Below are 21680 nucleotides of genomic sequence, written 5' to 3'. Positions count from 1 at the left end.
CTGAAGCTGCGAGCGCTCATCGTCCGTCAGCAGCAACTCGACTTTCGGTCTTCCTGTCCTCATGGCGGTATCTCCGTTCCCAAGATACCGCATTGGCATGCACGATTAATGCCAGAAATTAACGGGACATGACACTAGGCGCAGACAAAAAATCCGCCGAGGGCCGCCAGCACTGCCCCAGAAGATCGATCGTTGGGTTCAAGGTGCTGCGCGCCCGCAGGGGCGCGGCGGCCTGCTGGCTCAACGGCGGCGCAGGATGTGAATGTATTCCTCGCCCTCGGTCTGCTGCTCGACCAGCTCATTGCCCGTTTGCTTGGCAAAGGCCAAGAAGTCGTGCAGCGAGCCACGGTCGGTGGCCACCACCTTGAGCAGCTCGCCGCTGGCCATGTCAGCCAACGCCTTTTTGGCCTTGAGGATGGGCAGCGGACAGTTCAGACCGCGGGTATCGATTTCTTTGTGGATTTGCATGGTGTCCAGGGGGTTCGTCATGGTCAATTGTCGGATAAAGCGGCATCGAGGCTGCGGCGGCGTTCCTCATTTTCCGCTGGGTTAAAAAACACCGGTTCATGCCCCTGGGAGCGCAGCCAGTCGGCCAGCGCGTAGCCCGTGCCCGCAGGCCAGCAGCGCAGGTCGGGCAGATCGTACAGCCGGTAGTCCACCAGCTCAGGCGACAGCCGAACCTGGCCGGTGGCGACCACATGGTAGGCAATGATGACCTGGTTCATCCGCACAAACTCATACGCGCCCACCAGCGTGGTCGTCTGGACATCCAGATGGGTCTCTTCCTTGACCTCGCGGGCGATGCCCTCCTGTGGCGACTCGCCCGCCTCCATGAATCCGGTGATCAGCGCAAACATCTTGCCCGGCCAGGCCGCGTTGCGGGCCAGCAGCACCTTGCCATCGACCTGCACAATCGCCGCCAGCACCGGGGTGGGGTTGTTCCAGTGCGTCCAGCCGCACGCTGGGCAGCGCAGCCGCTCTTTGTCGCCCCCGTCTTCCGCCCGCACGATGGCTTGCAGCGCAGTGCCGCAGTGCGTGCAGAAGCGAGTCTCGTAGTGCATATGCTCTTATTTTAATAGCTTTAAATGGCTTGAAAACATGCGTAACAGCCAGTTTTTTGACTCAATCAATGCCCGGGGCGGCCCGTGGATCAGGCCGGGAACACGCCCGTGGACAGGTAGCGGTCGCCCCGGTCGCAGACGATGAACACCACCGTCGCGTGGGCCTCGCGCGCGGCAATCTGCTGTGCCACCCAGCATGCGCCCGCCGCCGAGATGCCTGCGAAGATACCCTCCTCGCGCGCCAGCCTCCGGCACATTTCCTCTGCATTGTCCTGGCTCACGTACACCAGCTCATCCACCGTGCTGGCGTCGTAGATCTTGGGCAGGTATTCCTGCGGCCACTTGCGGATGCCCGGGATGCGCGAACCTTCCTCGGGCTGCGCGCCGATGATCTTCACGCCGGGGTTCTTCTCCTTGAGGAAGCGGGAGACGCCCGTGATGGTGCCCGTGGTGCCCATGGCGCTGACGAAATGCGTGATGCGCCCGCCCGTCTGCTCCCAGATCTCGGGGCCCGTGGTCTCGTAGTGGATGCGCGGGTTGTCGACATTGGCAAACTGGTCCAGCACCTTGCCCTCGCCGCGCTTTTGCATGGCCTCGGCCAGGTCACGGGCATGCTCCATGCCGCCGCTTTTGGGGGTAAGCACCAGTTCGGCACCAAACGCCTTCATGGTCTGGGCGCGCTCAATCGACAAATCCTCGGGCATCACCAGCACCATGCGATAGCCCTTGATGGCAGCCGCCATGGCCAGGGCAATGCCGGTGTTGCCCGACGTGGCCTCGATCAGCGTATCGCCCGGCTGGATGTCACCGCGCTCCTCGGCCCGGCGGATCATCGACAGCGCAGGCCGGTCTTTGACCGACCCCGCAGGGTTGTTGCCCTCGAGCTTGCCCAGCACCACGGTACCCCGGGCATTGTTGTCTTGCGCCCCAATGCGCTGCAAAGCCACCAGCGGCGTGTGGCCCACCGCGTCCTCAATCGTCTGGTATTTCATGCGCCCTACTGTGCCATAATTTGCGGCTTCACGAATTCCAGCCCGGGTGGTGAAATTGGTAGACGCAGGGGACTCAAAATCCCCCGCCGCAAGGCGTGCCGGTTCGATTCCGGCCCCGGGCACCACAGATAAGGCCGGTAGCTTTTTATGAGCTGCCGGCCTTTTTGTTTGCGGGTTTAGCCGCCACCAAAGCCGACCGCTTGTCGACATCACATGCTGCAGCGCACGGGGCAAGCGCGAGATCAGCGCATATTCATGGCCCCAACAGGGCTGTGGCCTCCCGCAAGCGCTTTCGGGCACGCGCCAAGCTGGGTGAACGCTCGGCCGCTCGTTGAGGGTCCCAATCGTTCATCACCCACGACACAAGGCGGGCGTTATAGCCCAGCCCTTGCGCCAAGCCACTGCCGGGCAATTCCCTCAGCAAATCGTCCCTCACGACCCTGGGCGCCCCTTTGGCCAGTTTGAGCAAGGCAAGCTTAGGGTTAGGCAACCCATCGGGCAGCGGCGGGAGGGTCCCTTTGGGGCCTACCAAGGTGCGCATTGCTTCGTGGTCCGCAAGTGCCCAAGCCTCCACTTCACGCACAGCAATACGCAGCAACAGCCGCTGCGGCAACCGCACCTTCCCCACCCAGCTATCGAGCAATGCCAGCGGGCAAGCAAGCTGGTCCAGATCCGTCAACACCAGCACCACTTGGTGCGCGGCCATCTCACGCCAACTGTCCATCTTGGAACGCAGGTAACCGAACCCGTTTTTGCGCAACCTGTGCGTCACGCAACAAGGCCCAGTCAGCTCTGCCACCAGCCGAAGGGCCACGGCCTCGCTCAATTCGTCCTCAGTTGCAATCGCGATGGGCGTCATTGCCACAATCCCAGTTGCGATACCGCGCTGGGTCGCGTTTTGGGCAATACCACCTCCGCAACACTCAGCCCGGCGCGCAGCGCCCGCTGCTCGTCTTCGTTCACGATTCGGCCTGTAGTGCCCTGTTTGCCGGATTCCAGCAGTACCACGCCGCGTTCGTCAATGCCCTGATTGCTGAGCAGCGCTTCGCTGTGCGTTGTCAGTAACACCTGGCGTCTGTTTTTCTGACCACGTTGCAGGCGCTCGATGATGAGTGGAATCTGCGTGACGATGGCGTCGTTGAGCGAAATCTCGGGCTCTTCCAGCAGCAGCATCGAGTTACCCCCTTCCAGCAGCATCCACAGCAGCCCAAACAAGCGCAAAGTGCCATCAGAAAAATGCTCCTCCGACTGCCAGCCGGCATTGGGGCGGTGGTGCTGGTAGCGCGCCTGAAGATGCGGGTGACCCATGTCGTCTTTTTCAAACCGCAATTCGGAAAATTGCGGCACCGCCAGCGCCAAGGCAACGCCGATTTTCTTCAGGCGCGCGTTGCGCGTTTTTTCTGGCGTAGCGCTCAGCCGCTCCAGAAAACCCTGTCCGAACGGATCATCCGACAGCCGGTTACCACCAATCCTGTCGCCAAATCGCAGCAACTGCGGCACCAGGTGCAGGTACGTGATCTCACTCAAAAAATCGGCCAGCTCGCGGAAGTTCTGGTTGGTTTGAATCTGCTCCAGATGGGTTTGGGTCAACAGCAAGGTGTCTTTTTTGTCCTTGCCATCGGGCCGGTTCAAGAGCAATTCGCCGTCCCGCCACACCTGCTCGCGTGACACCAGCAGCCGCTGCGCGCCCTTGCCCTCCGGCTTGAACGCCAGCACATAGCGCCACGAGGGCTGGCTCTGATCCAGCTCCCGGCTCAGTGCGACATCAATCTCGACCTCGGGATCGCGCCGCGCATGCAGGCAACGCACTTTAGAAATGCCTCCACGATCCGCGATGGCGGCCTGCAACCCGCCGCCCTGCCGCTTGCTCACGTCGCGCAGAAAACGCAGGGCATCCAGCAGATTGGATTTGCCCGACGCATTGGGCCCCAGCACGTAGGTGACCTGCCGCAGGGGCACATCCAGCCCCTGAAAATTGCGCCAATTCTTGAGTCGGATATGGCTAAGCAGCATGGCATGCGTCCTCTGGCGGTGTCGAAGTCTGGGCATTATTGGCCACCAGCGCCTCGGCCAGATACTACCGCCCCGGCAATGACTTGATCGCTCCTCACTGCGCGTCAGATCACTTCACGACGTTTCATTCAAGCAACAACCCGGACACTCGAAGAATTACGGGTACTTTGTGGGTATGCGCAGCTCATGAAAATCCAAAATCGTTGCTGGCATTGGCCTGCAAGGCGATGTGTGATTCCGGCCCCGGCACCATCTCAAATTCCCTGGTGTTATCAACACACCAGGGAATTCCGAGATCTAACCCCAATCACTGGGGGACTTCTCAGAATCGTTGGTCCGGTACAGTTTCGGTACAGAGCTGCTGCGCTAGGCTGTCCGGGACCCCTATGGCATCGATCGTCAAAACCCCTTCTGGCACCTGGAAGGCGCTTATCCGCAAGACCGGATGGCTGCCGAACGCCAAGACATTTCGCACCAAACGAGACGCCGAACACTGGGCACGCCGCACTGAGGACGAAATGGTGCGCGGTGTGTACATGCAGCGCGGTCCTGCAGAACGAATGACCGTAGAGGTCGCACTGAAGCGGTATCTCCGCTGGGCCGAAGACCGCATTGCCTCTGCCGAGCAGGCCCCTTAAACATCGCCTCTGCCGAACAGGCCCTTAAAGACACCAAGCTCAAGCTCAAGGGCCTGAAACGCCAGGCCCGCATGGCGCTCAGCATGGAAGACGCCCAGCGCCTCCAACAAGACATTCGCAAGCCTGAGGCCGAGCAGCGCCGCCAGCGGCAAGACATCTTTGCCGTGGAGGTCGAAATCGAAGCCCGGCGCGATGCGCTCATTGCTGCCTTGCAAAAACGCCTGCATCGCGCCAGCCGCAACCAGAACCTGTTTGTGGTGCGCTGGAGCGTGATTGACTGTCCTAAAAATTGCTTTTTGACAACATGTCAGGGAACTCATGTCGTCAAGAACGACATGAGTTCAGAACGTGTCGTCATTTAACCAAAATAAGAACATGTTTCGTTGACGTGTCGTCGGTGGCGACATAAGCTGTCCACTTGTCGCCAAAAAAAGCTTTTTGCATCATGACCGACGCCGCCCTTGCCTGGCACGCCGAGCAGCCCCACAACCAGTTGCCTGCGCTCCCCCCCGCGCACGAGTTGGAGACCCGCGCCGTGCTCAAGGCCTGCATTGAAGCCCGCGCCGCGCTGGCAGAGCTCAAACAAGCCGCCGAACTCATTCCCAACCAGGCGATGTTGATCAACACCATCCCGCTGCTGGAAGCCAAAGACAGCTCTGAAATTGAAAACATCGTCACCACGACTGATCAGCTGTTCCAGTACGCGCAAGGGCATGACAACGCCGACCCCGCCACCAAAGAAGCGCTGCGCTACCGCACCGCGCTGCACCAAGGCTTTCAGTCGCTCAAGGCCCGGCCGCTGTGCACCGCCACCGCTGTGGACGTCTGCCGCACCCTCAAAGGGGTGGACATGGACATCCGCCGCACCCCGGGCACCCAGCTCGCCAACGACCGCACCGGCGAGGTGGTCTACACCCCGCCCGAAGGTGAAGCTCGCCTGCGCGACATGCTGGCCAACTGGGAGCGCTTTCTGCACAACCAGACTGAGCTGGACCCCTTGATCCGCATGGCCGTGGGTCACTACCAGTTCGAAGCCATCCACCCCTTCAGCGACGGCGATGGCCGCACCGGACGCGTGCTCAACATCCTCTACCTCATCCAGGAAGAGCTGTTGAACCTGCCCATCCTGTACCTCAGCCGCCATGTGATCGCCCACAAGGCTGACTACTACCGCCTGCTGCTCAGCGTTACGCGCGACGGCGCTTGGGAGCCCTGGCTGCTCTTCATGCTGCAGGCCGTGGCCGACACATCCAAATGGACTACCGGCAAGATCGCCGCCATCCGCGCGCTGGTCGAACACACCACAGAGCATGTGCGCACGCGCCTGCCCAAGATCTACACCCGCGAGCTGGTGGACGTGATCTTTGAGCAGCCCTACTGCCGCATCGGCAACCTGGTCGACAAAGGCATCGCGCAGCGCCAAGCCGCCTCGCGCTACCTGCACGACCTGGCCGATATCGGCGTGCTGCGCGAAATGCCGTTTGGCAAAGAAAAGCTCTTCATCCACCCCAAGCTGATGCAACTGCTCAGCCGGGACAACAACCAATTCCAGCCTTACGCCTGAAAGCGCCATCCATGAGCACCACCAACGACAACAAACGCCAGCAGCTCATCAGCAAGCTCAGAGAGATGTTTCAAATGGACCAGGCCGACCTGGACTTTGGCATCTACAGGTACACACATCAGTTCTAATCGATTTCGCCAAACTTCGCTAACTTACTGATCTGTAATTACTTTTTGCTTCTTCAACCTTCGCTGAGCTCCGCTGTGGGTTGCTCCACGCCCGCAACTCCGCCGCAACCCCGCCGCACCCCCGCCCAAACAGGCGTGCAACCATGGCGTCTTATCGTTGGGCTTACAGCATGCCCTCGATAGGCAGCCATGAGAGAACCCGCGCGATCAAGCGGCGCAACAGGCTGGATTTTGGTTCGCTGGCATGGACACGCTCGCCCGAGGCATCGCGTTCGGTCCATTGCAATGAGCCGTCGGCGGCCAGGGTCAGCCGATAGCTGGTGTCCTGCAATTCACGGTCGATGCCCTGCGCAAGCGATTGGGCCATGGCCTCGCTGTCCACGATCAGACCCATCTCGGTGTTCAGATAGGTCGAGCGCGGATCCAGGTTGAACGACCCCACAAACAGTTGCCGCCGGTCCACCACGAAGGTTTTGCCGTGCAAACTGGCTGTTGATGACGCGCCCAGCCTCACGCTGGAGGGCAGCTTGGGGCGGCGCGTTTCGGCATCGGGCTTGAGTTCGTAAAGCTCAACACCCGCAGCAAGCAGGGCTTTGCGGTGCCGTGCATACCCCGCGTGCACGGCCAGCACGTCCGTGGCGGCCAGCGAGTTGGTCACCACCCGAACCGTCACCCCCTTTTGCACCAGCGCGGAGAGCTGCTGCACGCTGGCATCCCCAGGCACAAAGTAGGGCGACACCAGGTCCAGGGTTTGCTTTGCGGCCCCCAGCCAGGCGCTGAGGGACTTGAACACTCGCCGGTCGGCGCTCGCCGTGGGCGCGGACCCGCCGGCCTTGTCCGGGGAGTCGGACAGGACTTGCACTGGTGCCCACAGCAACAGCGGATACGCCGTGACCGGGGCTGTCAGCCAGGGTGACTTTTGCAAACCGGCGAGCAGCAGGGCCGCCTCTGGCATGTTGCCCAAATCGGCCAGTTGCTGCTGGTGGCGGGCCAGATCGGCGGGGTCGGCCGGAGCCACCAGCGCTGTCAGCGGATACGCCAGTGGGCTATTCCAGTACTCGTCAAATTGAATAGCGGTGGTCTGCGCCGCCGGACCCATGGCCAGAAGGTCGAGGTCTGAGAAGAGCACATTGGCATTCACGCCATAGTAGACGTCGCCCACGTTGCGCCCGCCGACGATGGTCGCCTGGCTGTCTGCCGTGAACGACTTGTTGTGCATGCGGTGGTTCAGCCGATCGAAATCGGTGAGGTAGGCCAGGGCCTTGAACTTGCGCTGCCTGAAGGGGTTGAACAAGCGAACCTCCACCCCCGTCTGGGCCGCCAGCGCTTGCAACCAAGTGTCCGTTCCAGCGCTGCCGTTGTCATCGATCAGCAGGCGCACCCGCACGCCGCGCTGCGAGGCGCTCCACAGCTCATGCAACAGGACGTGACCCGAGACGTCAGGCTCCCAGATGTAGACCTGGACATCCAGCGCTTTCTGTGCGGCGCGTGCGAGCAAAACGCGGCTGGCCAGTGCCTGTGTGGGATCGCTCAGCAAGGCCACGCCATCATGGCCGTTGTGGCCCGACGGCGGGCGGTAGGCCTGCCCCAAGGGGCTGTCAGAACCCGCCATGATGTGTGTCGATGCCTGACGGTCGGGCAGCGCCGGAAGGCCGACGCCGCAGCCCGGCAAGACCATGCAGGCTGCCAGCGCGACTGCGACCCCCAGGCGCCTCCATGCGCCGCTGGCCGCTTCAGCCCCCGATGGGGTCGCGGTTCGAAACGGGTGATAGCCTGGCGTGGCGAGTTTCATGGGGGAGCGCAATCAAACGAAACATCGGAGTACAGCCAGTCAGGCTTGTCTCCGGCTTTGGCCTCATCGGTCTGCGCCAGTGCAGGCAAGGCGCCCAGCACCGGCTTCGCCAGAACCCCCGCTCGATGCGCTGAAACCCAGATGGGCCTCATTTCGATGGCGTCCAACCCTGGCGCGGTGGAACCGAAGTACGGCCGCCATGGTAGCGAAAAGCGGTGCGATCCACAGGTTTTGTGGCGTGTTTACAAGGAAAGTCTTCCTCGGCGTCCCCCCGGTTTCGCGGACGTTTCTGCTGGCCCGTTCCACGCTGGCCTTGCAGTGCACGATCAGCGCCCGGCCAGCACCCAAAAATCCTGCTCGTAGGCCTGCAACGATTGCGCGGCCTTGGCGCGTTGCGCGGCCGTCATCGCGCGGTGCACCTGGGCAAAACCGGCGCAGCCCTCCTCGACAAGCTGGCGGGCGTAGCGCTGATAGGCCACATCCGGCGATGCGTTGAAGCGGGCCAGGTATCCGCGCAGCAGGTCTCGGTTGCGCTCCAGGCTGGTGGGCTGCGCCACCACCTGGCGAAGCACCTGCACCAGGTCTTTCTGGCGGCGCAGACGCTCGGCGTAGGCGCGCTGCGGATCAAATCCCGATTGGGCGACAAAGTTGCGCAGCGCCAGCTTTTGGGGCGCGTCCAGGCTGCCGTAGAAGCCTTCCGCGCGCGACAGGAGTTGCTGGTAGCGCTGCTCAACCAGCTTGGGCGGCGACACATCCAGCCACTCCTTCCTCCAGTCGGCGTTGCTGTCGGCCTGTTTTCTTTCCAGCGTCCGGATCTGGGCCTCGGTAAGCTGAGATGCCAGCCACACCAGCCGTGGTTCGATCTGGTCGATCACGCGGTCCAGCTGCACGCGCACTTCTGCGTAGGTGCTGCAGGCCTGCTCGGCTGTGATCTCCGAGGGCAACTGCTGCCGTACCTTTTGCAGCAGCTCAGCGTGGCGGGGCAGCATGGTGTCGCGATGCCATTGGTGCAGGTCGCCAAGTTCGCTACGTACCTTTTCAGCCTGCGTCTCCGACAGGCCCAGGTAGCTGTTAATCTGCCAGTACGCCAGCGTCGGCACCTGGTTGTAGGCCAGCCGCACGGCGCTGCAGGCCTGTAGCAGGGCGATGCTGAGCGCCAGCGCGGCCCAGCGCAGGATTTGGGGGGACGGAAACGACGGTTTGTGCACGGGGGCTCCTTGGCTTGAACAGCGCCGTGGCCTAAAGAATAGTGCCAATGCTGCGATCGTGCTCGCGCCACGGCAATACCCGCGGCGAGGGGGCGCTGCCCGCTGCCGGCGGAACGCCTGACGCCACGCGCCGCACAGCGTATTCAGTCGGTGTCAGACAGCGCTGCACCGAACGTCACCACGGCAGGCGGCAACGCGTCTGCCATGCGCTGCAGCCATTGGCTGAAGGTGGCCAGCACAGGCGGTGGGTTCTGGGCAGGGCTGATGAGGTAGTAGGCGCGCTCGCCCCGCAGTGCGCGCGCGCAGGCCACCACCAGATCGCCGCTGGCCAGCTCCGCCTCGATCAACAGGGGCGGAATCAAGGCCACGCCCATGCCATGGGCGGCAGCGACCGCCAGCATGGAAAAAAGCTCGTAGCGCGGGCCATCCAGCGCGTGGGGCGCGTCCACCTGCATGGCCTCAAACCATTGCCGCCAGCCATAGGGGCGCGTGCTCTGCTGCAGCAGCGGCAGGGTCGCCAGCGCCTCGGGCGGCAACGGCAGGTGGGCGCGGCCCGGGCCTCGGGGGGCGGCAGATTCAAGCAGGCGCGGGCTGCACACCGGCACCACATCTTCATGCATGAGCCGCTGCGCGTGCACGCCCGGCCAGTTGGCCACCTGCTCGGCCGTGCCTGCGTAGAGCGCCGCGTCAAACGCGGTGTCGGCAAACAGGAAGGGGCGCGTCTGCGTGTCGATATGCACCACGATGTCGGGATGCTCCCGGGCCAGATCGGGCAGGCGCGGTATCAGCCAGCGCGTGGCAAACGTGGGCACCGCCGCCAGCGACAGCGCACCACCCGCGCCCTGGTGCGCCATCACGTCCAGCGTGTCACGCTCAAGCCCCTGCAGCCAGCGCGCGACCTGGCGGCCGTAGTGGGAACCTGCGGGCGTCAGCGCCACCCCGTGGCGTGTGCGGCGAAAGAGCTGCACGCCCAAAAATTCCTCCAGCGCCTGAATCTGGCGCGACACGGCGCTTTGCGTGAGCGAGAGCTCCTGCGCGGCGCGGGTGTAGCTTTGGTGCCGGGCAGCCACCTCAAAGCAGGCCAGCGCCTGGATGGAAGGAATGTTGCGGCGCATGATGAATTCGAACTTCTTATGCCATTAAACGGCATTTCCCAGCGGTCATCTCATTTTATGTATTCATAAAACGCATTTCTTAGTGAAAACAAGTCGCTTGCCCGCTGCGATGGCGCGGCCTACGATGCGCACCCATCAGGCTCCACAATGCCCTGCCAAAACCGACCGCTTTCCTTGCCGACCTGGAGAAACGCACATGGCCCACGCTGCCTTCCAATGGGATGACCCTTTTCTTTTGAGCCAGCAATTGACCGACGACGAGCGTGCCATTCGAGATGCGGCCGCCGCCTACTGCCAGGACAAGCTGGCCCCCCGCGTGCTCGAGGCCTTTCGCCACGAAAAGATGGACGTAAGCATCTTTCGCGAGATGGGCGACGTGGGCCTGTTGGGCCCCACCATCCCCGAGCAGTACGGCGGCCCTGGCCTCTCCTACGTGGCCTACGGCCTGATCGCCCGCGAGGTCGAGCGTGTGGATTCGGGCTACCGCTCGATAGCCAGCGTGCAAAGCTCGCTGGTGATGGTGCCCATTCATGAATTTGGCACCGAAGCCCAGCGCCAGAAGTATCTGCCCAAGCTCGCCAGCGGCCAGTGGATCGGCTGCTTTGGCCTGACCGAGCCCGATCACGGCTCCGACCCCGCCAGCATGGCCACCCGCGCCTGCAAGGTGCCCGGCGGCTACCGGCTCAAGGGCAGCAAGATGTGGATCACCAACAGCCCCGTGGCCGATGTGTTCGTGGTGTGGGCCAAAGAGGTTTCTGAAGGCGGCGCGGTGGGCCCCATTCGCGGCTTTGTGCTCGACAAGGGCATGAAGGGCCTGACGGCCCCCGCCATCCACGGCAAGGTGGGCCTGCGCGCGTCGATTACCGGCGAGATCGTGATGGACGACGTGTTTGTGCCCGAAGACAACGCCTTCCCTGAAGTGCAGGGCTTGAAGGGCCCCTTCACCTGCCTGAACAGCGCCCGCTATGGCATCGCCTGGGGCGCCCTGGGCGCGGCCGAATTCTGCTGGCACACCGCCCGCCAATACACGCTGGACCGCACACAGTTTGGCCGCCCCCTGGCGGCCAACCAGCTCATCCAGAAGAAGCTGGCCGACATGCAGACCGAGATCGCCATCGGCCTGCAGGCCTGCCTGCAGTTTGGCCGCATGAAGGACGCGGGCACGGCCAGTGTGGAGGGCACCTCCATCATCAAGCGCAACAGCTGCGGCAAAGCCCTGGACATCGCCCGCCTGGCGCGCGACATGATGGGCGGCAACGGCATCAGCGACGAGTTTGGCGTGGCCCGCCACCTGGTGAACCTGGAAGTGGTGAACACCTACGAGGGCACGCACGATGTGCACGCCTTGATCCTGGGCCGGGCACAGACCGGCATTGCAGCGTTTTAGTGACATCCCCCTGTGGCGCTGCGCGCCTTCCCCCTTCTCTCGGCTTCGCCGGGAAGGGGGACGACGCCCTCGCTGCGGGGCGGCCCTTGCTCGGCGTCCCTGGCTTTCATACACGCCCACCTCAATCCCCATGCCACTTTCAACCCTATTTGGCCTCTAACGCTTTATACACAAGCACTGGAAGCTATCAATTTAATAGTTCACTAACCCCATGACCACACCCGTCCCGAACGCTGGAGCCCTGGCGGGCATCAAGGTGCTTGACCTGTCGCGCGTGCTGGCCGGCCCCTGGTGCACCCAGATGCTGGCTGACCTGGGTGCCGATGTGGTCAAGGTGGAGCGCCCCGGTGTGGGCGACGACACGCGCCAGTGGGGTCCGCCCTTCCTCAAGGATGCGGACGGCAACGACACCTCCGAGGCCGCGTACTTCACGGCCTGCAACCGCAACAAGCGCTCGGTGACGATTGACATCGCCACCACACAGGGCCAGGCCCTCATCCGGCAGATGGCACAAGGGGCCGACATCGTGGTGGAGAACTTCAAGGTCGGTGGACTCAAGCCATACGGCCTGGACCACGAGAGCCTGCGCGCCCTCAACCCCCGTCTCATCTACTGCTCCATCACCGGCTTCGGGCAGAGTGGCCCCTATGCCGATCGCGCGGGCTACGACCTCATGGTGCAGGCCATGACGGGCCTGATGAGCATCACCGGCCGGGCGGACGACCAACCCGGCGGCGGCCCCATGCGCGTGGGCGTGGCGGTAATTGACCTGTTCACCGGCATCTATGCCAGCAACGCCATCCTTGCCGCCCTGCACGTGCGCGACAACCAGGGCAACGGCACCGGCCTGGGCCAGCACATCGACATGGCCCTGCTTGACGTGGGCATGGCCATGCTGGCCAACCAGGCTGCGGGGTTTCTGGCCACGGGCAAAGCGCCGGGCCGCATGGGTAACAGCCACCCGAGCCTGGTGCCCTACCAGGAATTTCCCACGCAAGACGGCAATATGCTGTTGGCCATTGGCAACGACGGGCAGTTCCAGCGCTTTTGCGCCGCAGCCGGGCAGCCCCAGTGGGCTGCCGACCCGCGCTATGCCACCAACACCCTGCGTGTACAGCACCGCAGCGACCTGATTTCTGCGATGCAAACCGTGACGCGCACCCGCACCACAGCACAATGGGTCGCGCTCCTGCAAGACAGGGCCGTGCCCTGCGGCCCCATCAACTCCATGGCCCAGGCGTTCGACGACGAACAGGTCAAGGCCCGCGGCCTGGTCGTGACGCTGCCACGCTGGACGGAGGGCGAGGCAGGCGCTGGCGTGACTCAAATTACCGGCGTGGCCAGCCCGCTGCGTCTGTCAGACACGCCCCCGGTGCTACAGAGCGCCCCCCCTGCACTGGGCCAGCATACCGACCAGGTCTTGATCGAGATGGGCCTGGACGCCGCCCGCATTGCGGCGCTGCGCGCCGACGGGGTGTTGTAGGCGCCGCACTCTGCTGCCGGTTGTTGCACGAAGACATCGGGGCGTGACGCGGGTTCGTTGACAATGGCTGCTGGGGTCATGGACGATGATTGCATTTTCATGCGGAAGGCAAACCCGTTCGTGTGATGGCGCGCTGCTACGCGCCCATCAAGGGCGCTAACGGGTTTGCCTCGCGCACACGATCAAGAATAGTGGGCAAAAAAAGCCCGCATTCGGGTATAGCCTGAAGATTTAGCGAACCACGCTCACCGTTCTGATCCTAAAATTTGTAAACAAGCGTATTTTCGATATTGCGCGAAGGACCCAACATGAAAGCAGTGCAGCAGGAAATTGATGAACGCACAAACCTCACCAGTTCGAACAAGTTCGAGCTGTTGCTGTTTCGTCTGGGCACGGATGCAGCGCTCGGGAAGTCAGAGCTGTTTGGCATCAACGTTTTCAAGATACGGGAAATCGTCGCCATGCCGAGCGTCACTCCGATCGCAGGCACCGCGTCTTATTCGCTCGGGGTGGTCAATCTCCGCGGGCAGGTGATCCCGGTGCTGGACCTGCCCGCTATCGTTGGCTGCAAGCCCGAAACCGGCCTCAACATCATGCTGGTCACGGAGTACGCGCGCACCACCCAGGCATTTGCGGTCGAATCGGTGGAAGACATCGTCCGGCTCGACTGGAAGCAGGTTCTGTCAGCTGAAACCAGCGGCGCTGCTGGCAAGCTGGTGACCAGCATTGCCCGGCTGGACGGCAATACCGATGAGTCACGCCTGGCCCAGGTCCTGGACGTGGAGGCCATCTTGCAGATGATCTCTCCATCGGACGGCCACCAAGTTACTGCCGAAAAGGTGGGGGCAAAGCTCAAGCTCAAGCCCGGCACCATCATCCTCGCTGCAGACGACTCGTTTGTCGCCCGATCGCTGATCGAGGAGGAGCTCAAGGTCCTTGAAGCGCCCTACGAAATGGTCAAATCGGGCCGGGAAGCGTGGGAACGCCTCAACGCCATCGCCCAGAGCGCCCAATCCGATGGCAAAACGGTCTTGGACCGCGTCGCGATGGTGCTGACCGATCTGGAAATGCCCGAAATGGACGGGTTCACCCTGACGCGCAACATCAAGCAGGATGCGCGCTTTCAAAACCTTCCGGTGGTCATCCATTCGTCGCTGTCCGGCTCTGCCAACGAAGACCACGTGCGCAGCGTGGGTGCGGATGCCTATGTGGCCAAGTTTGTCGCAGAAGACCTGGCCAGGACCATCCGCGACGTTCTGCCCAAGTAAGCAGCCACTTCATCGAGCCCCTCATCGACAAAAGAGGGGAACTGACCAGACGCACTCGGCGGGTTTCCTGCGCCCGCCCTCGTCAGGGATGGGGTGCATTGAAGCGTCGTCCGTCCGAGCCCAGGCTTAGGGCTGCCGGACAGCGCCGGCTGCCAGGCGACCGCGGCATCTTTGGAGCGCAGGGTTCAACGCTCCCGCCCTCTTGGTCGTGTCGCCAGACAGGTCAACCGGCTGACCCCGTCAAACGCTACATGGGGAGGGCGCCCCCAGTGGGTCCTGCGCGTCGCACCCCAAGGGCTACTTTTCGGTAGCTTGATAAGGGTGATGGAACGCTTGCCCTCCAACCAGGCTCAGACCCCCATGAAGCATGTCCTCCTGCGTCTCGCCTCCACTATCGTTCTGGGCGCTGCCGTGGCAGGCTGCGTCACCGTCCCTGAAGACCCGTACTATCTGGCGCCGGGCTATACGGTGTACGAGCAGCCCGGGTACGTGTACGTGTACGGCAGCGGTACCGTGTACCGCGCACCGCCCGGCCCCATGGTTTACCCGTACGGCACTGCGCCAGCGCCCCTGTACTACGGCGGCCGTGACCGCTGGGATGACGACCGGCATCGTGACCGCTGGTGGCGTGAACGAGAACGCGATCGCGACCGTGAAGCCCGCGACCGCGAACGCGACCGCCGCGAGCAACTGGCCCGTGACGCTGACCGCCGCGCGCGGGAGCAGGCCGAGCGCGACCGCCGCGCCGCGGAATCCCGCCGCCCTGAATACCAGCCGCCCCGTCTGCTAGCGCCCGGCAGCTACACGCCGCACCCTCAAGACTGGCGCAGCCGCCAGCAAAGCAACAGCCTGGAACAGCCCTGACCGGCCGCACCCGCACGCGCGCCCCAGACAGTCATCCTGCGATCAGAAAGGCCTCGCCATGCATCAACGCTTCTGGAACGCCGCATTTGCAGCCAGCCTTGGCCTGGCGGCGCTGGGCGCGCACGCCCAAGTCGTGCGCTGCACCGATCCGGTCACAGGCAACGTGACGTACACAGACGGCGCTTGCCAAAGCGGTGCGGCCGCGCGCGAGGTAGAGGCGCGCAAGACCCCCGCCGAAATCCAGCGGGAGCGGGCAGAGGCCGCCGAAGCCTTGGAACTCAAGCAGAAAAGACTGCAGGCAGAAGCAGCAGCGCAGGCGCAGTCGGCCCGCAATGCCCCTGCCCCGGAGGCCCGCAAAAGCCCCGACTACGCCCGGTCGCCAGAATGCGCGCGCTCCCGCCGAAACCTGGAAGTGACCATCAGTGCCGGCGATGCGGGCACCTACGAGCACAACCTGCGCGTCGAAGCAGCCCAGCGCCAGGTGGACCTGGACTGCCTGGGCCCAGCCGCCTATGCCGAGCTGGAGAAAACCAGGGCAGCCCGCCCGGTGGTGGTGCCGCCGACGACCATCGTGATACCGCCGCGGCACCCGCACCCGGTGCCCCCGCCAGTCACTACCCCCGCCAAGCCGCCCAAGTTCACGCAGTGCAACGTGTTCAGGTGCTACGACAGCCAGGGCAACAGCTACCCCAGGTGATTCATAGGCGCACAAGCTTTCCACAGCAGCCCGGCAGGTCGGAGCCCTGGGGCGAACATGGATTGATCCGGCCACGGGAAAGGTAGGCTGGCACCGCGATTGGGCTGGCACCGGAGGCCCGGCCGAACTCTGCTGGGTTGCGCCCCCTGTCAAGGGCAGGTTAACAGCCGCTGCGCAGCCCCAAAGCCACATCCGGATAGCGCAAACGCACACCCAATTCCTTGAGCAAGCGCTGGTTGTCCAGCCGGCGTGACTCACTCATGAAGCTCAGCACCATCAGCGACAACTGCTCCCGCGCCGCACTGCGCGGCACCCGAGGGGGGCGGGGCAACCCATACAGGTCTGCGGCCAGGTCAAAGTAGTCACCCATTTTCCTATGGGTGCAATCGCTGGCGTTGTACACGCGCTGAGGGCGCCCACGCCACAGCGCGGCCAGGCAAGCGCGGGCCAGGTCGTCCGCGTGGATGTGGTTGGTGTAGACGTCGTCCTCTTTCGTCAGAACAGGCGTGCCGCGCCGCAGGCGGGCCTGCGGAGTGCCGCCCTCCCGGTCGGGCGCGTAGATGCCCGGGATGCGTAGCACGCTCGCGCGCACGCCCGTGCGGCCCAAGTGGCGCACGGCGCGCTCGGCATTGACGCGCCGCTGGGCGCGGGGCGTCTCAGGGTTCACCGCACGCGTCTCGGCCACCAGCGCCCCCTGGCAGTCGCCATACACGCCGCTGGTCGACGCATACACCAGCGATGCGGGCTTGCCACGCAGGCGCAGCACACGCCCCAGCGCCACGGTACGAGGGTCCTGCCACCAGGCATCGCCCCCGGCACCCTCGCCGGGGGGCGGCGCCAGGTGCATCACCCGCGTGGCCACACCCGCCAGCCGCCGTAACGAACCCGGGTTGTCCAGATTACCCAGCAGAGGGTGTACCCCCAGCGCGCGCAGACCGGAGCGGCGGTCTGGGCTCGATGTGAGCGCCAGAACCCGCATGCGGCCGGCGCCAGGCCCACGACAGAGGTCGCGGGCGACGCGTTGACCTACATCACCGCACCCGACGATCAACAGACGTTCGCGGCGAAATCGCGCAGGCAGCGCGCCGAGAGGGCTTTGGTTTGAAGGCAAAATTGATTCCGTCCGCTTGTCGCCAAAGTCGCCTGCTTTGCGCTGCAACTGCAGCCGTGCGGGCGCTTTTGGCAGATGTAAAAACGTTGCGAGGATAACCACAACATGACCAGCCCAGACGCGGCAACCGGCACCGGCAGCCGCATGGCATCGCTCCAGATTACCGTGCAACCCAGTGGACGCACCTTCAGCACCCAGGCTGGCGAGACCATTTTGGCCAGCGCCATCCGCTCCGGTGTGGGACTTCCCTACGGCTGCAAAGACGGTGCCTGCGGTTCATGCAAGTGCAAAAAGCTCAGCGGCACAGTCCATCATGGCGAACACCAGTCCAAGGCCCTTACGGCCGACGAGGAGGCCGCCGGCTTCGTGCTGACCTGCTGCGCCCAGCCGCTGACCGATGTGGTGCTCGAATCGCGCCAGGTCACGGATGAAAGCGCCTATCCGATCAAGAAAATGCCGGTGCGCGTGACTTCGCTTGAAAAGAAATCGCACGATGTGATGCAGGTGCGCCTGCAGTTGCCAGCGGCTGACACCTTCCGCTACCACGCAGGGCAGTACATCGAGTTCATCTTGCGGGATGGCGCACGCCGCGCGTATTCGATGGCAAACGCACCGCTCACGCAGAGCGATGCGCCGGGTGTGGAACTGCACATCCGGCACATGCCGGGCGGCAAGTTCACCGACCATGTGTTTGGCGCCCTCAAGGAAAAGGACATCCTGCGGGTCGAGGGCCCGTTTGGCAGCTTCTTCCTGCGTGAAGAATCCTCCAAGCCCATGGTTTTGCTGGCCTCGGGCACCGGCTTTGCGCCCATCAAGGCCCTCATCGAGCACATGCAGTTCAAGGCCATCCACCGTCCTGCTGTGCTGTACTGGGGCGGGCGTCGCCCTGGCGACCTTTACATGCACGATTGGGTGCTGGCCCGCGTGGCAGAGATGCCCAACCTGCGCTATGTGCCGGTGGTGTCGGATGCCCTTGCCGAGGATGCATGGACAGGCCGCACAGGCTTCGTGCACCAGGCCGTGCTCGACGATTTTGCAGACCTCTCCGGCCACCAGGTGTATGCCTGCGGCGCGCCCATCGTGGTCGAGAGTGCCCGCGAGGCCTACAGTGCGCACCGAGGCCTGCCCTCTGACGAGTTCTTTGCGGACTCTTTCACGTCAGAAGCAGACAAGCACAGCGGCTGACAAGCGCCTGCGACCTGCATCCTCGCCCACGCCGATCTGCCATGCGCCCCATACCCCGCAGCGCATCGTCCGGCCATGCGCCAAACGCCCTCGGTACCCTGACGTGAACACCGAGACGCGCCCGACGCCGGTGCCTGCCGATACAGGCGCAGCGGGTGGCAGTCGCCGCGGCTGGCCTGCTGCCGGAACCGCGGCCACCCTGCTGGCCCTGTCGGGCGTGCTGGTCTGGGGCGCGGGTGAATGGGCCGCGCAAAGCGAACTCGACAACCAGCGGGACAACCTGCGCAGGTCCGGGGAAGTCCAGACACTGGCTCTGCGCGGGGTGGCCACGCGCTACAGTTTTTTGCCCCTGACAGCCGCCCAGCAGCCCCTGGTGGCGTCGCTGCTCAAGGCCCCTGACTCGGAACCGGACCGCACCGCAGCCAATCGGTACCTGGAAACCGTTAACACGCATGCAGGCTCGGATGTGCTGTACGTGATGGACACCAGCGGACGCACGCTGGCGTCGAGCAACTGGCAGTCCCCCCGCAGCTTCGTCCACCAGAACTACGGCAATCGGCCGTACTTCATTGATGCACTGGCCGGGCAGGTGGGGCGCTTTTTTGGCGTGGGCAAGACGACCGGCGAGCCCGGCCTGTTCGCGTCGGCCCCGGTGCGCGATGGAGACCGCATCATCGGCGTGGTGGCCGTGAAGGTCGACATGCAGCCCATCGTGGCAACTTGGTCGCAGCTGCGCGACCCTGTGTTCGTGACCGACGAACTTGGCATCGTGTTTCTAGGGTCGGTCTCGCAGTGGCTGTACAAGACCACGCGGCCGCTGCCTGCGGCCGAAGTGCAGCGCGTGCGTGACGAAGAACAGTACGGCAGCCAGTGGACCCCGGTCGCCGTTCCCTGGGCCTTGCGAAAACAAGGCGACATGCAAGGGCACGAACTGGTGCTTCCCACGGGCGGGACGTCTTACCTCGCATTGAACGAGGCGCTACCGGACCTTGGCTGGACACTCACGCTCACGGCCGACAGCAGGGCTGTTGCACTGGCGCGCCAACAGGCCTGGGCCCTGGCCAGCCTGGTGTCGGGGCTGATGGTGCTGGCCGCCCTGTACTGGCGCCTGCGCGAGCGCCACCTGCAGGAAAACCGGCGCGCCCGCATCGTGCTGGAGCAGCGCGTACAGGAACGCACCCAGGCGCTGCAGCAGGCTCAGGCATTTCGGCAGTCAATGGAAGACGCATTGCTGGTGGGCATGCGCGCGCGCGATCTGGAGGGTCGCATCGTGTACGTGAACGCCGCCATGTGCGACATGGTGGGATACAGGGCGGACCAACTGGTCGGCCAGCTGCCGCCCTACCCCTACTGGCATCCGGATGACCTGGACCGCCACTGGCAGGAAAACGACATGGCGCTGGCCGGACAGGTCACAGCGCAGGGGTTGGAATCGCGCCTGCGGCACCGTGACGGGCACGAGGTGTACGCCATGGTCTACACAGCCCGTCTCATCGACGGAGACCACCAGCATGTGGGGTGGATGAGCTCGGTGGTGGACATCACGGCGCAAAAGCGCGCTGAAGAACAGCAACAGCAGCGCGAAGCCCAGCTCCAGCGCGTGCAGCGGGTGATCACGGTCGGCGAGATGGCCTCCACCCTGGCACATGAACTGAACCAGCCCCTGGCCGCCCTGGTGAACTACGCAGCCGCAGCCCGCGCACTGGCGGCTCAGGGCCGCAATGACCTGCTGGCCGACAGCCTTGCGGCCCTGTCCGACCAAGCCCTGCGCGCGGCCGACATCGTGGGCCGGATCCGCCGCTGGGTTCGCAAGCAGCCTCAGACCCGCGAGCCCTGCGATCTCAATGCCGTGGTGGATCAGTCGCTTGCGCTGCTGCTGCGGGCTGAGGCGCGCAGGCATGGGATTGCCGTGCAGCTCGACCTCGCTGCCGGGCCGCTGTGCGTGCACGCCGACCGGGTATTGCTCGAGCAGGTGGTGCTCAATCTGGGGCTCAACGCCTTGCAGGCCATGCAAGGCGGCGATGCCGCCGATGGCAACCCGGCACCCACCACCAGCAGCGCGGCCGCCCCGCAACCGCAGCCGCCCGAGCTGTTGCTGCGCACCCGAACGGACGTCGGCCATGCGCTGCTTGAAGTGCTGGACCGGGGCCCGGGCCTGCCGCCGGAAATCGCAACGCGGCTGTTCGAGCCCTTTTTCACCACCCGCGCCGAGGGCCTGGGCCTGGGTCTGAACATCTGTCGCTCCATCGTCGAAAGCATGGGCGGAGAACTGCTGGCATCCAACCGGGATGGCGGTGGAGCAGTGTTTTTGATCCGTCTGCCGGAGGCCCCCTGACCCATGACACGAAACACTGGTATGGACGCCACCCCCGTCCAGGTCTGCATCGTGGATGACGATGATGGCGTGCGCCTGTCGCTGGCGGCGCTGCTACTGGCCGGGGGGCATGACGCCCGCTTGTTTGCCAGCGGAGCAGAGTTTTTGGCCAACGCCGATCTGCAGCGCCCTGGCTGCGTGCTGTTGGACCTGCGCATGGACGGGCTGAGCGGGCTGCAGGTGTTCGAGGAGATGCGGCAGCGGGGCTCTGCCCTCAAGGTGGTGTTTCTGTCGGCCCACGGCGAGTTGTCGTCGGCCGTGGCAGCCGTCAAGCAGGGCGCGGTCGACTGGCTCGAAAAGCCCTGCGACGAGCACACCCTGTTGGCGGCCGTGGTCCGCGCCACCGAGCTGTCGCAGGCCGAGGCAACGCGCGCGCGACGGCACCACATGCTGCGCGAGCGCTGGAACGCATTGAGCCCGCGGCAGCAGGAAGTGGCCCGGCTGCTGGCCACTGGCCAGAGCAGCAAAGAAGTGGCCCGCACCCTGGGCCTGCGCGACCCGGGGCGCCCGATCGACCCGCGCACGGTGGATACCCATCGCTCAGCCATCTTCCTCAAGCTGGACATCCGCTCCTCGCACGAGCTGGGGATGCTGGTGGAAGATCTGGGAGCCTCTGCACAAATCACGCGGTAAGTGAGCGCTGCGGATCGGGATGGGCTGCTAGTGTCATGTCCCGTTAATTTCTGGCATTAATCGTGCATGCCAATGCGGTATCTTGGGAACGGAGATACCGCCATGAGGACAGGAAGACCGAAAGTCGAGTTGCTGCTGACGGACGATGAGCGCTCGCAGCTTCAGTC

Annotated in this window: 19 protein-coding genes, 1 tRNA gene and 1 pseudogene; 11 read left to right on the top strand and 10 right to left on the bottom strand. The window is 64.2% G+C overall.

The window, feature by feature from the left end; all coding sequences use genetic code 11:
* Positions 1 to 240 precede the first annotated feature (240 nt).
* From ACK543_RS01325 to cysM, 3 genes are all read right to left on the bottom strand, one after another.
* Entirely contained in the window at positions 241 to 468 is a 228-nt protein-coding gene (locus ACK543_RS01325; RefSeq protein WP_409941081.1) for a sulfurtransferase TusA family protein, read from the bottom strand.
* Between the two features lie 23 nt (positions 469 to 491).
* Positions 492 to 1061, bottom strand: coding sequence for an NUDIX hydrolase (locus ACK543_RS01320; RefSeq protein WP_409941080.1), 570 nt, complete (start codon positions 1059 to 1061; stop codon positions 492 to 494).
* 89 nt (positions 1062 to 1150) lie between these two features.
* Positions 1151 to 2053 carry a cysteine synthase CysM gene (cysM, locus tag ACK543_RS01315; protein ID WP_409941079.1) on the bottom strand — a complete coding sequence of 301 codons (903 nt, stop codon included), beginning with the start codon at positions 2051 to 2053 and terminating at the stop codon, positions 1151 to 1153.
* Between the two features lie 40 nt (positions 2054 to 2093).
* On the opposite strand from cysM, the gene ACK543_RS01310 reads away from it, so the two are divergent.
* Positions 2094 to 2178 (top strand) — tRNA-Leu (locus tag ACK543_RS01310).
* A 128-nt stretch (positions 2179 to 2306) separates the two neighbouring features.
* On the opposite strand, the gene ACK543_RS01305 is transcribed toward ACK543_RS01310, so the two are convergent.
* The gene (locus ACK543_RS01305) at positions 2307 to 2912 is read right to left on the bottom strand and encodes a hypothetical protein (RefSeq protein ID WP_409941078.1); all 606 of its coding nucleotides are present in this window, start codon (positions 2910 to 2912) and stop codon (positions 2307 to 2309) included.
* Positions 2909 to 4066, bottom strand: coding sequence for an AAA family ATPase (locus tag ACK543_RS01300; RefSeq protein ID WP_409941077.1), 1158 nt, complete (start codon positions 4064 to 4066; stop codon positions 2909 to 2911). Before ACK543_RS01300 ends, ACK543_RS01305 begins: the two co-directional genes overlap by 4 nt.
* Positions 4067 to 4452: 386 nt before the next feature.
* On the opposite strand from ACK543_RS01300, the pseudogene ACK543_RS01295 reads away from it, so the two are divergent.
* Positions 4453 to 4662, top strand: a pseudogene (locus ACK543_RS01295) (site-specific recombinase); the annotation flags it as partial.
* 38 nt (positions 4663 to 4700) lie between these two features.
* Here the strand turns inward: ACK543_RS01295 and ACK543_RS01290 are convergent.
* Positions 4701 to 5024, bottom strand: coding sequence for a hypothetical protein (locus ACK543_RS01290; protein ID WP_409941076.1), 324 nt, complete (start codon positions 5022 to 5024; stop codon positions 4701 to 4703).
* Between the two features lie 125 nt (positions 5025 to 5149).
* Between ACK543_RS01290 and fic the strand changes: the two genes are divergently transcribed.
* Positions 5150 to 6268: a protein adenylyltransferase Fic gene (gene fic / locus ACK543_RS01285; RefSeq protein WP_409941075.1), complete on the top strand. Its 1119-nt coding sequence runs from the start codon at positions 5150 to 5152 to the stop codon at positions 6266 to 6268.
* A gap of 291 nt (positions 6269 to 6559) precedes the next feature.
* Here the strand turns inward: fic and ACK543_RS01280 are convergent, their stop codons facing one another.
* From ACK543_RS01280 to ACK543_RS01270, 3 genes are all read right to left on the bottom strand, one after another.
* Positions 6560 to 8188, bottom strand: coding sequence for a phospholipase D family protein (locus tag ACK543_RS01280; RefSeq protein ID WP_409941074.1), 1629 nt, complete (start codon positions 8186 to 8188; stop codon positions 6560 to 6562).
* A 326-nt stretch (positions 8189 to 8514) separates the two neighbouring features.
* Positions 8515 to 9396 carry a DUF6279 family lipoprotein gene (locus ACK543_RS01275; protein ID WP_409941073.1) on the bottom strand — a complete coding sequence of 294 codons (882 nt, stop codon included), beginning with the start codon at positions 9394 to 9396 and terminating at the stop codon, positions 8515 to 8517.
* A 143-nt stretch (positions 9397 to 9539) separates the two neighbouring features.
* Positions 9540 to 10511, bottom strand: a complete 972-nt coding sequence (locus tag ACK543_RS01270; RefSeq protein ID WP_409941072.1) for a LysR substrate-binding domain-containing protein — start codon at positions 10509 to 10511, stop codon at positions 9540 to 9542.
* A 196-nt stretch (positions 10512 to 10707) separates the two neighbouring features.
* Between ACK543_RS01270 and ACK543_RS01265 the strand changes: the two genes are divergently transcribed.
* The 5 genes from ACK543_RS01265 (at position 10708) to ACK543_RS01245 (ending at position 16210) form a co-directional block, all read left to right on the top strand.
* Positions 10708 to 11898 carry an acyl-CoA dehydrogenase gene (locus ACK543_RS01265; protein ID WP_409941071.1) on the top strand — a complete coding sequence of 397 codons (1191 nt, stop codon included), beginning with the start codon at positions 10708 to 10710 and terminating at the stop codon, positions 11896 to 11898.
* A gap of 211 nt (positions 11899 to 12109) precedes the next feature.
* A complete protein-coding gene (locus ACK543_RS01260; RefSeq protein WP_409941070.1) occupies positions 12110 to 13381 on the top strand; it encodes a CaiB/BaiF CoA transferase family protein in 1272 nt (423 codons plus the stop codon).
* Positions 13382 to 13689: 308 nt separating this feature from the next.
* Positions 13690 to 14649: a chemotaxis protein gene (locus tag ACK543_RS01255; RefSeq protein ID WP_409941069.1), complete on the top strand. Its 960-nt coding sequence runs from the start codon at positions 13690 to 13692 to the stop codon at positions 14647 to 14649.
* A gap of 360 nt (positions 14650 to 15009) precedes the next feature.
* Positions 15010 to 15513, top strand: coding sequence for a hypothetical protein (locus tag ACK543_RS01250; RefSeq protein ID WP_409941068.1), 504 nt, complete (start codon positions 15010 to 15012; stop codon positions 15511 to 15513).
* Positions 15514 to 15571: 58 nt separating this feature from the next.
* Complete coding sequence (locus ACK543_RS01245) at positions 15572 to 16210, top strand: DUF4124 domain-containing protein (protein ID WP_409941067.1); 639 nt, start codon at positions 15572 to 15574, stop codon at positions 16208 to 16210.
* 160 nt (positions 16211 to 16370) lie between these two features.
* Here the strand turns inward: ACK543_RS01245 and ACK543_RS01240 are convergent, their stop codons facing one another.
* Positions 16371 to 17321: an SDR family oxidoreductase gene (locus tag ACK543_RS01240; RefSeq protein ID WP_409941066.1), complete on the bottom strand. Its 951-nt coding sequence runs from the start codon at positions 17319 to 17321 to the stop codon at positions 16371 to 16373.
* Positions 17322 to 17426: 105 nt separating this feature from the next.
* Between ACK543_RS01240 and ACK543_RS01235 the strand changes: the two genes are divergently transcribed.
* From ACK543_RS01235 to ACK543_RS01225, 3 genes are all read left to right on the top strand, one after another.
* Entirely contained in the window at positions 17427 to 18506 is a 1080-nt protein-coding gene (locus tag ACK543_RS01235; RefSeq protein ID WP_409941065.1) for a CDP-6-deoxy-delta-3,4-glucoseen reductase, read from the top strand.
* 103 nt (positions 18507 to 18609) lie between these two features.
* Positions 18610 to 20841, top strand: a complete 2232-nt coding sequence (locus tag ACK543_RS01230) for a PAS domain S-box protein (RefSeq protein ID WP_409941064.1) — start codon at positions 18610 to 18612, stop codon at positions 20839 to 20841.
* A 3-nt stretch (positions 20842 to 20844) separates the two neighbouring features.
* Entirely contained in the window at positions 20845 to 21513 is a 669-nt protein-coding gene (locus tag ACK543_RS01225) for a response regulator transcription factor (protein WP_409941063.1), read from the top strand.
* The last annotated feature ends 167 nt before the right edge of the window (positions 21514 to 21680 follow it).

The organism is Acidovorax sp., from assembly GCF_046341535.1.
Classification (GTDB): Bacteria; Pseudomonadota; Gammaproteobacteria; order Burkholderiales; family Burkholderiaceae_C; genus Acidovorax.
Note: the sequence above shows the minus strand (reverse complement) of the source record. Positions and strands in the feature narration are given on the sequence as shown.

Excerpts from the sequence above, each read along its gene's own strand:
- ACK543_RS01290 (WP_409941076.1), bottom strand. The coding sequence starts at position 5,024 with ATGAGTTCCCTGACATGTTGTCAAAAAGCAATTTTTAGGACAGTCAAT.
- ACK543_RS01260 (WP_409941070.1), top strand. The coding sequence starts at position 12,110 with ATGACCACACCCGTCCCGAACGCTGGAGCCCTGGCGGGCATCAAGGTG.
- ACK543_RS01270 (WP_409941072.1), bottom strand. The coding sequence starts at position 10,511 with ATGCGCCGCAACATTCCTTCCATCCAGGCGCTGGCCTGCTTTGAGGTG.
- ACK543_RS01250 (WP_409941068.1), top strand. The coding sequence starts at position 15,010 with ATGAAGCATGTCCTCCTGCGTCTCGCCTCCACTATCGTTCTGGGCGCT.
- cysM (WP_409941079.1), bottom strand. The coding sequence starts at position 2,053 with ATGAAATACCAGACGATTGAGGACGCGGTGGGCCACACGCCGCTGGTG.
- ACK543_RS01325 (WP_409941081.1), bottom strand. The coding sequence starts at position 468 with ATGCAAATCCACAAAGAAATCGATACCCGCGGTCTGAACTGTCCGCTG.
- ACK543_RS01320 (WP_409941080.1), bottom strand. The coding sequence starts at position 1,061 with ATGCACTACGAGACTCGCTTCTGCACGCACTGCGGCACTGCGCTGCAA.
- ACK543_RS01305 (WP_409941078.1), bottom strand. The coding sequence starts at position 2,912 with ATGACGCCCATCGCGATTGCAACTGAGGACGAATTGAGCGAGGCCGTG.
- ACK543_RS01280 (WP_409941074.1), bottom strand. The coding sequence starts at position 8,188 with ATGAAACTCGCCACGCCAGGCTATCACCCGTTTCGAACCGCGACCCCA.
- ACK543_RS01300 (WP_409941077.1), bottom strand. The coding sequence starts at position 4,066 with ATGCTGCTTAGCCATATCCGACTCAAGAATTGGCGCAATTTTCAGGGG.
- ACK543_RS01225 (WP_409941063.1), top strand. The coding sequence starts at position 20,845 with ATGACACGAAACACTGGTATGGACGCCACCCCCGTCCAGGTCTGCATC.
- fic (WP_409941075.1), top strand. The coding sequence starts at position 5,150 with ATGACCGACGCCGCCCTTGCCTGGCACGCCGAGCAGCCCCACAACCAG.
- ACK543_RS01265 (WP_409941071.1), top strand. The coding sequence starts at position 10,708 with ATGGCCCACGCTGCCTTCCAATGGGATGACCCTTTTCTTTTGAGCCAG.
- ACK543_RS01255 (WP_409941069.1), top strand. The coding sequence starts at position 13,690 with ATGAAAGCAGTGCAGCAGGAAATTGATGAACGCACAAACCTCACCAGT.
- ACK543_RS01235 (WP_409941065.1), top strand. The coding sequence starts at position 17,427 with ATGACCAGCCCAGACGCGGCAACCGGCACCGGCAGCCGCATGGCATCG.
- ACK543_RS01245 (WP_409941067.1), top strand. The coding sequence starts at position 15,572 with ATGCATCAACGCTTCTGGAACGCCGCATTTGCAGCCAGCCTTGGCCTG.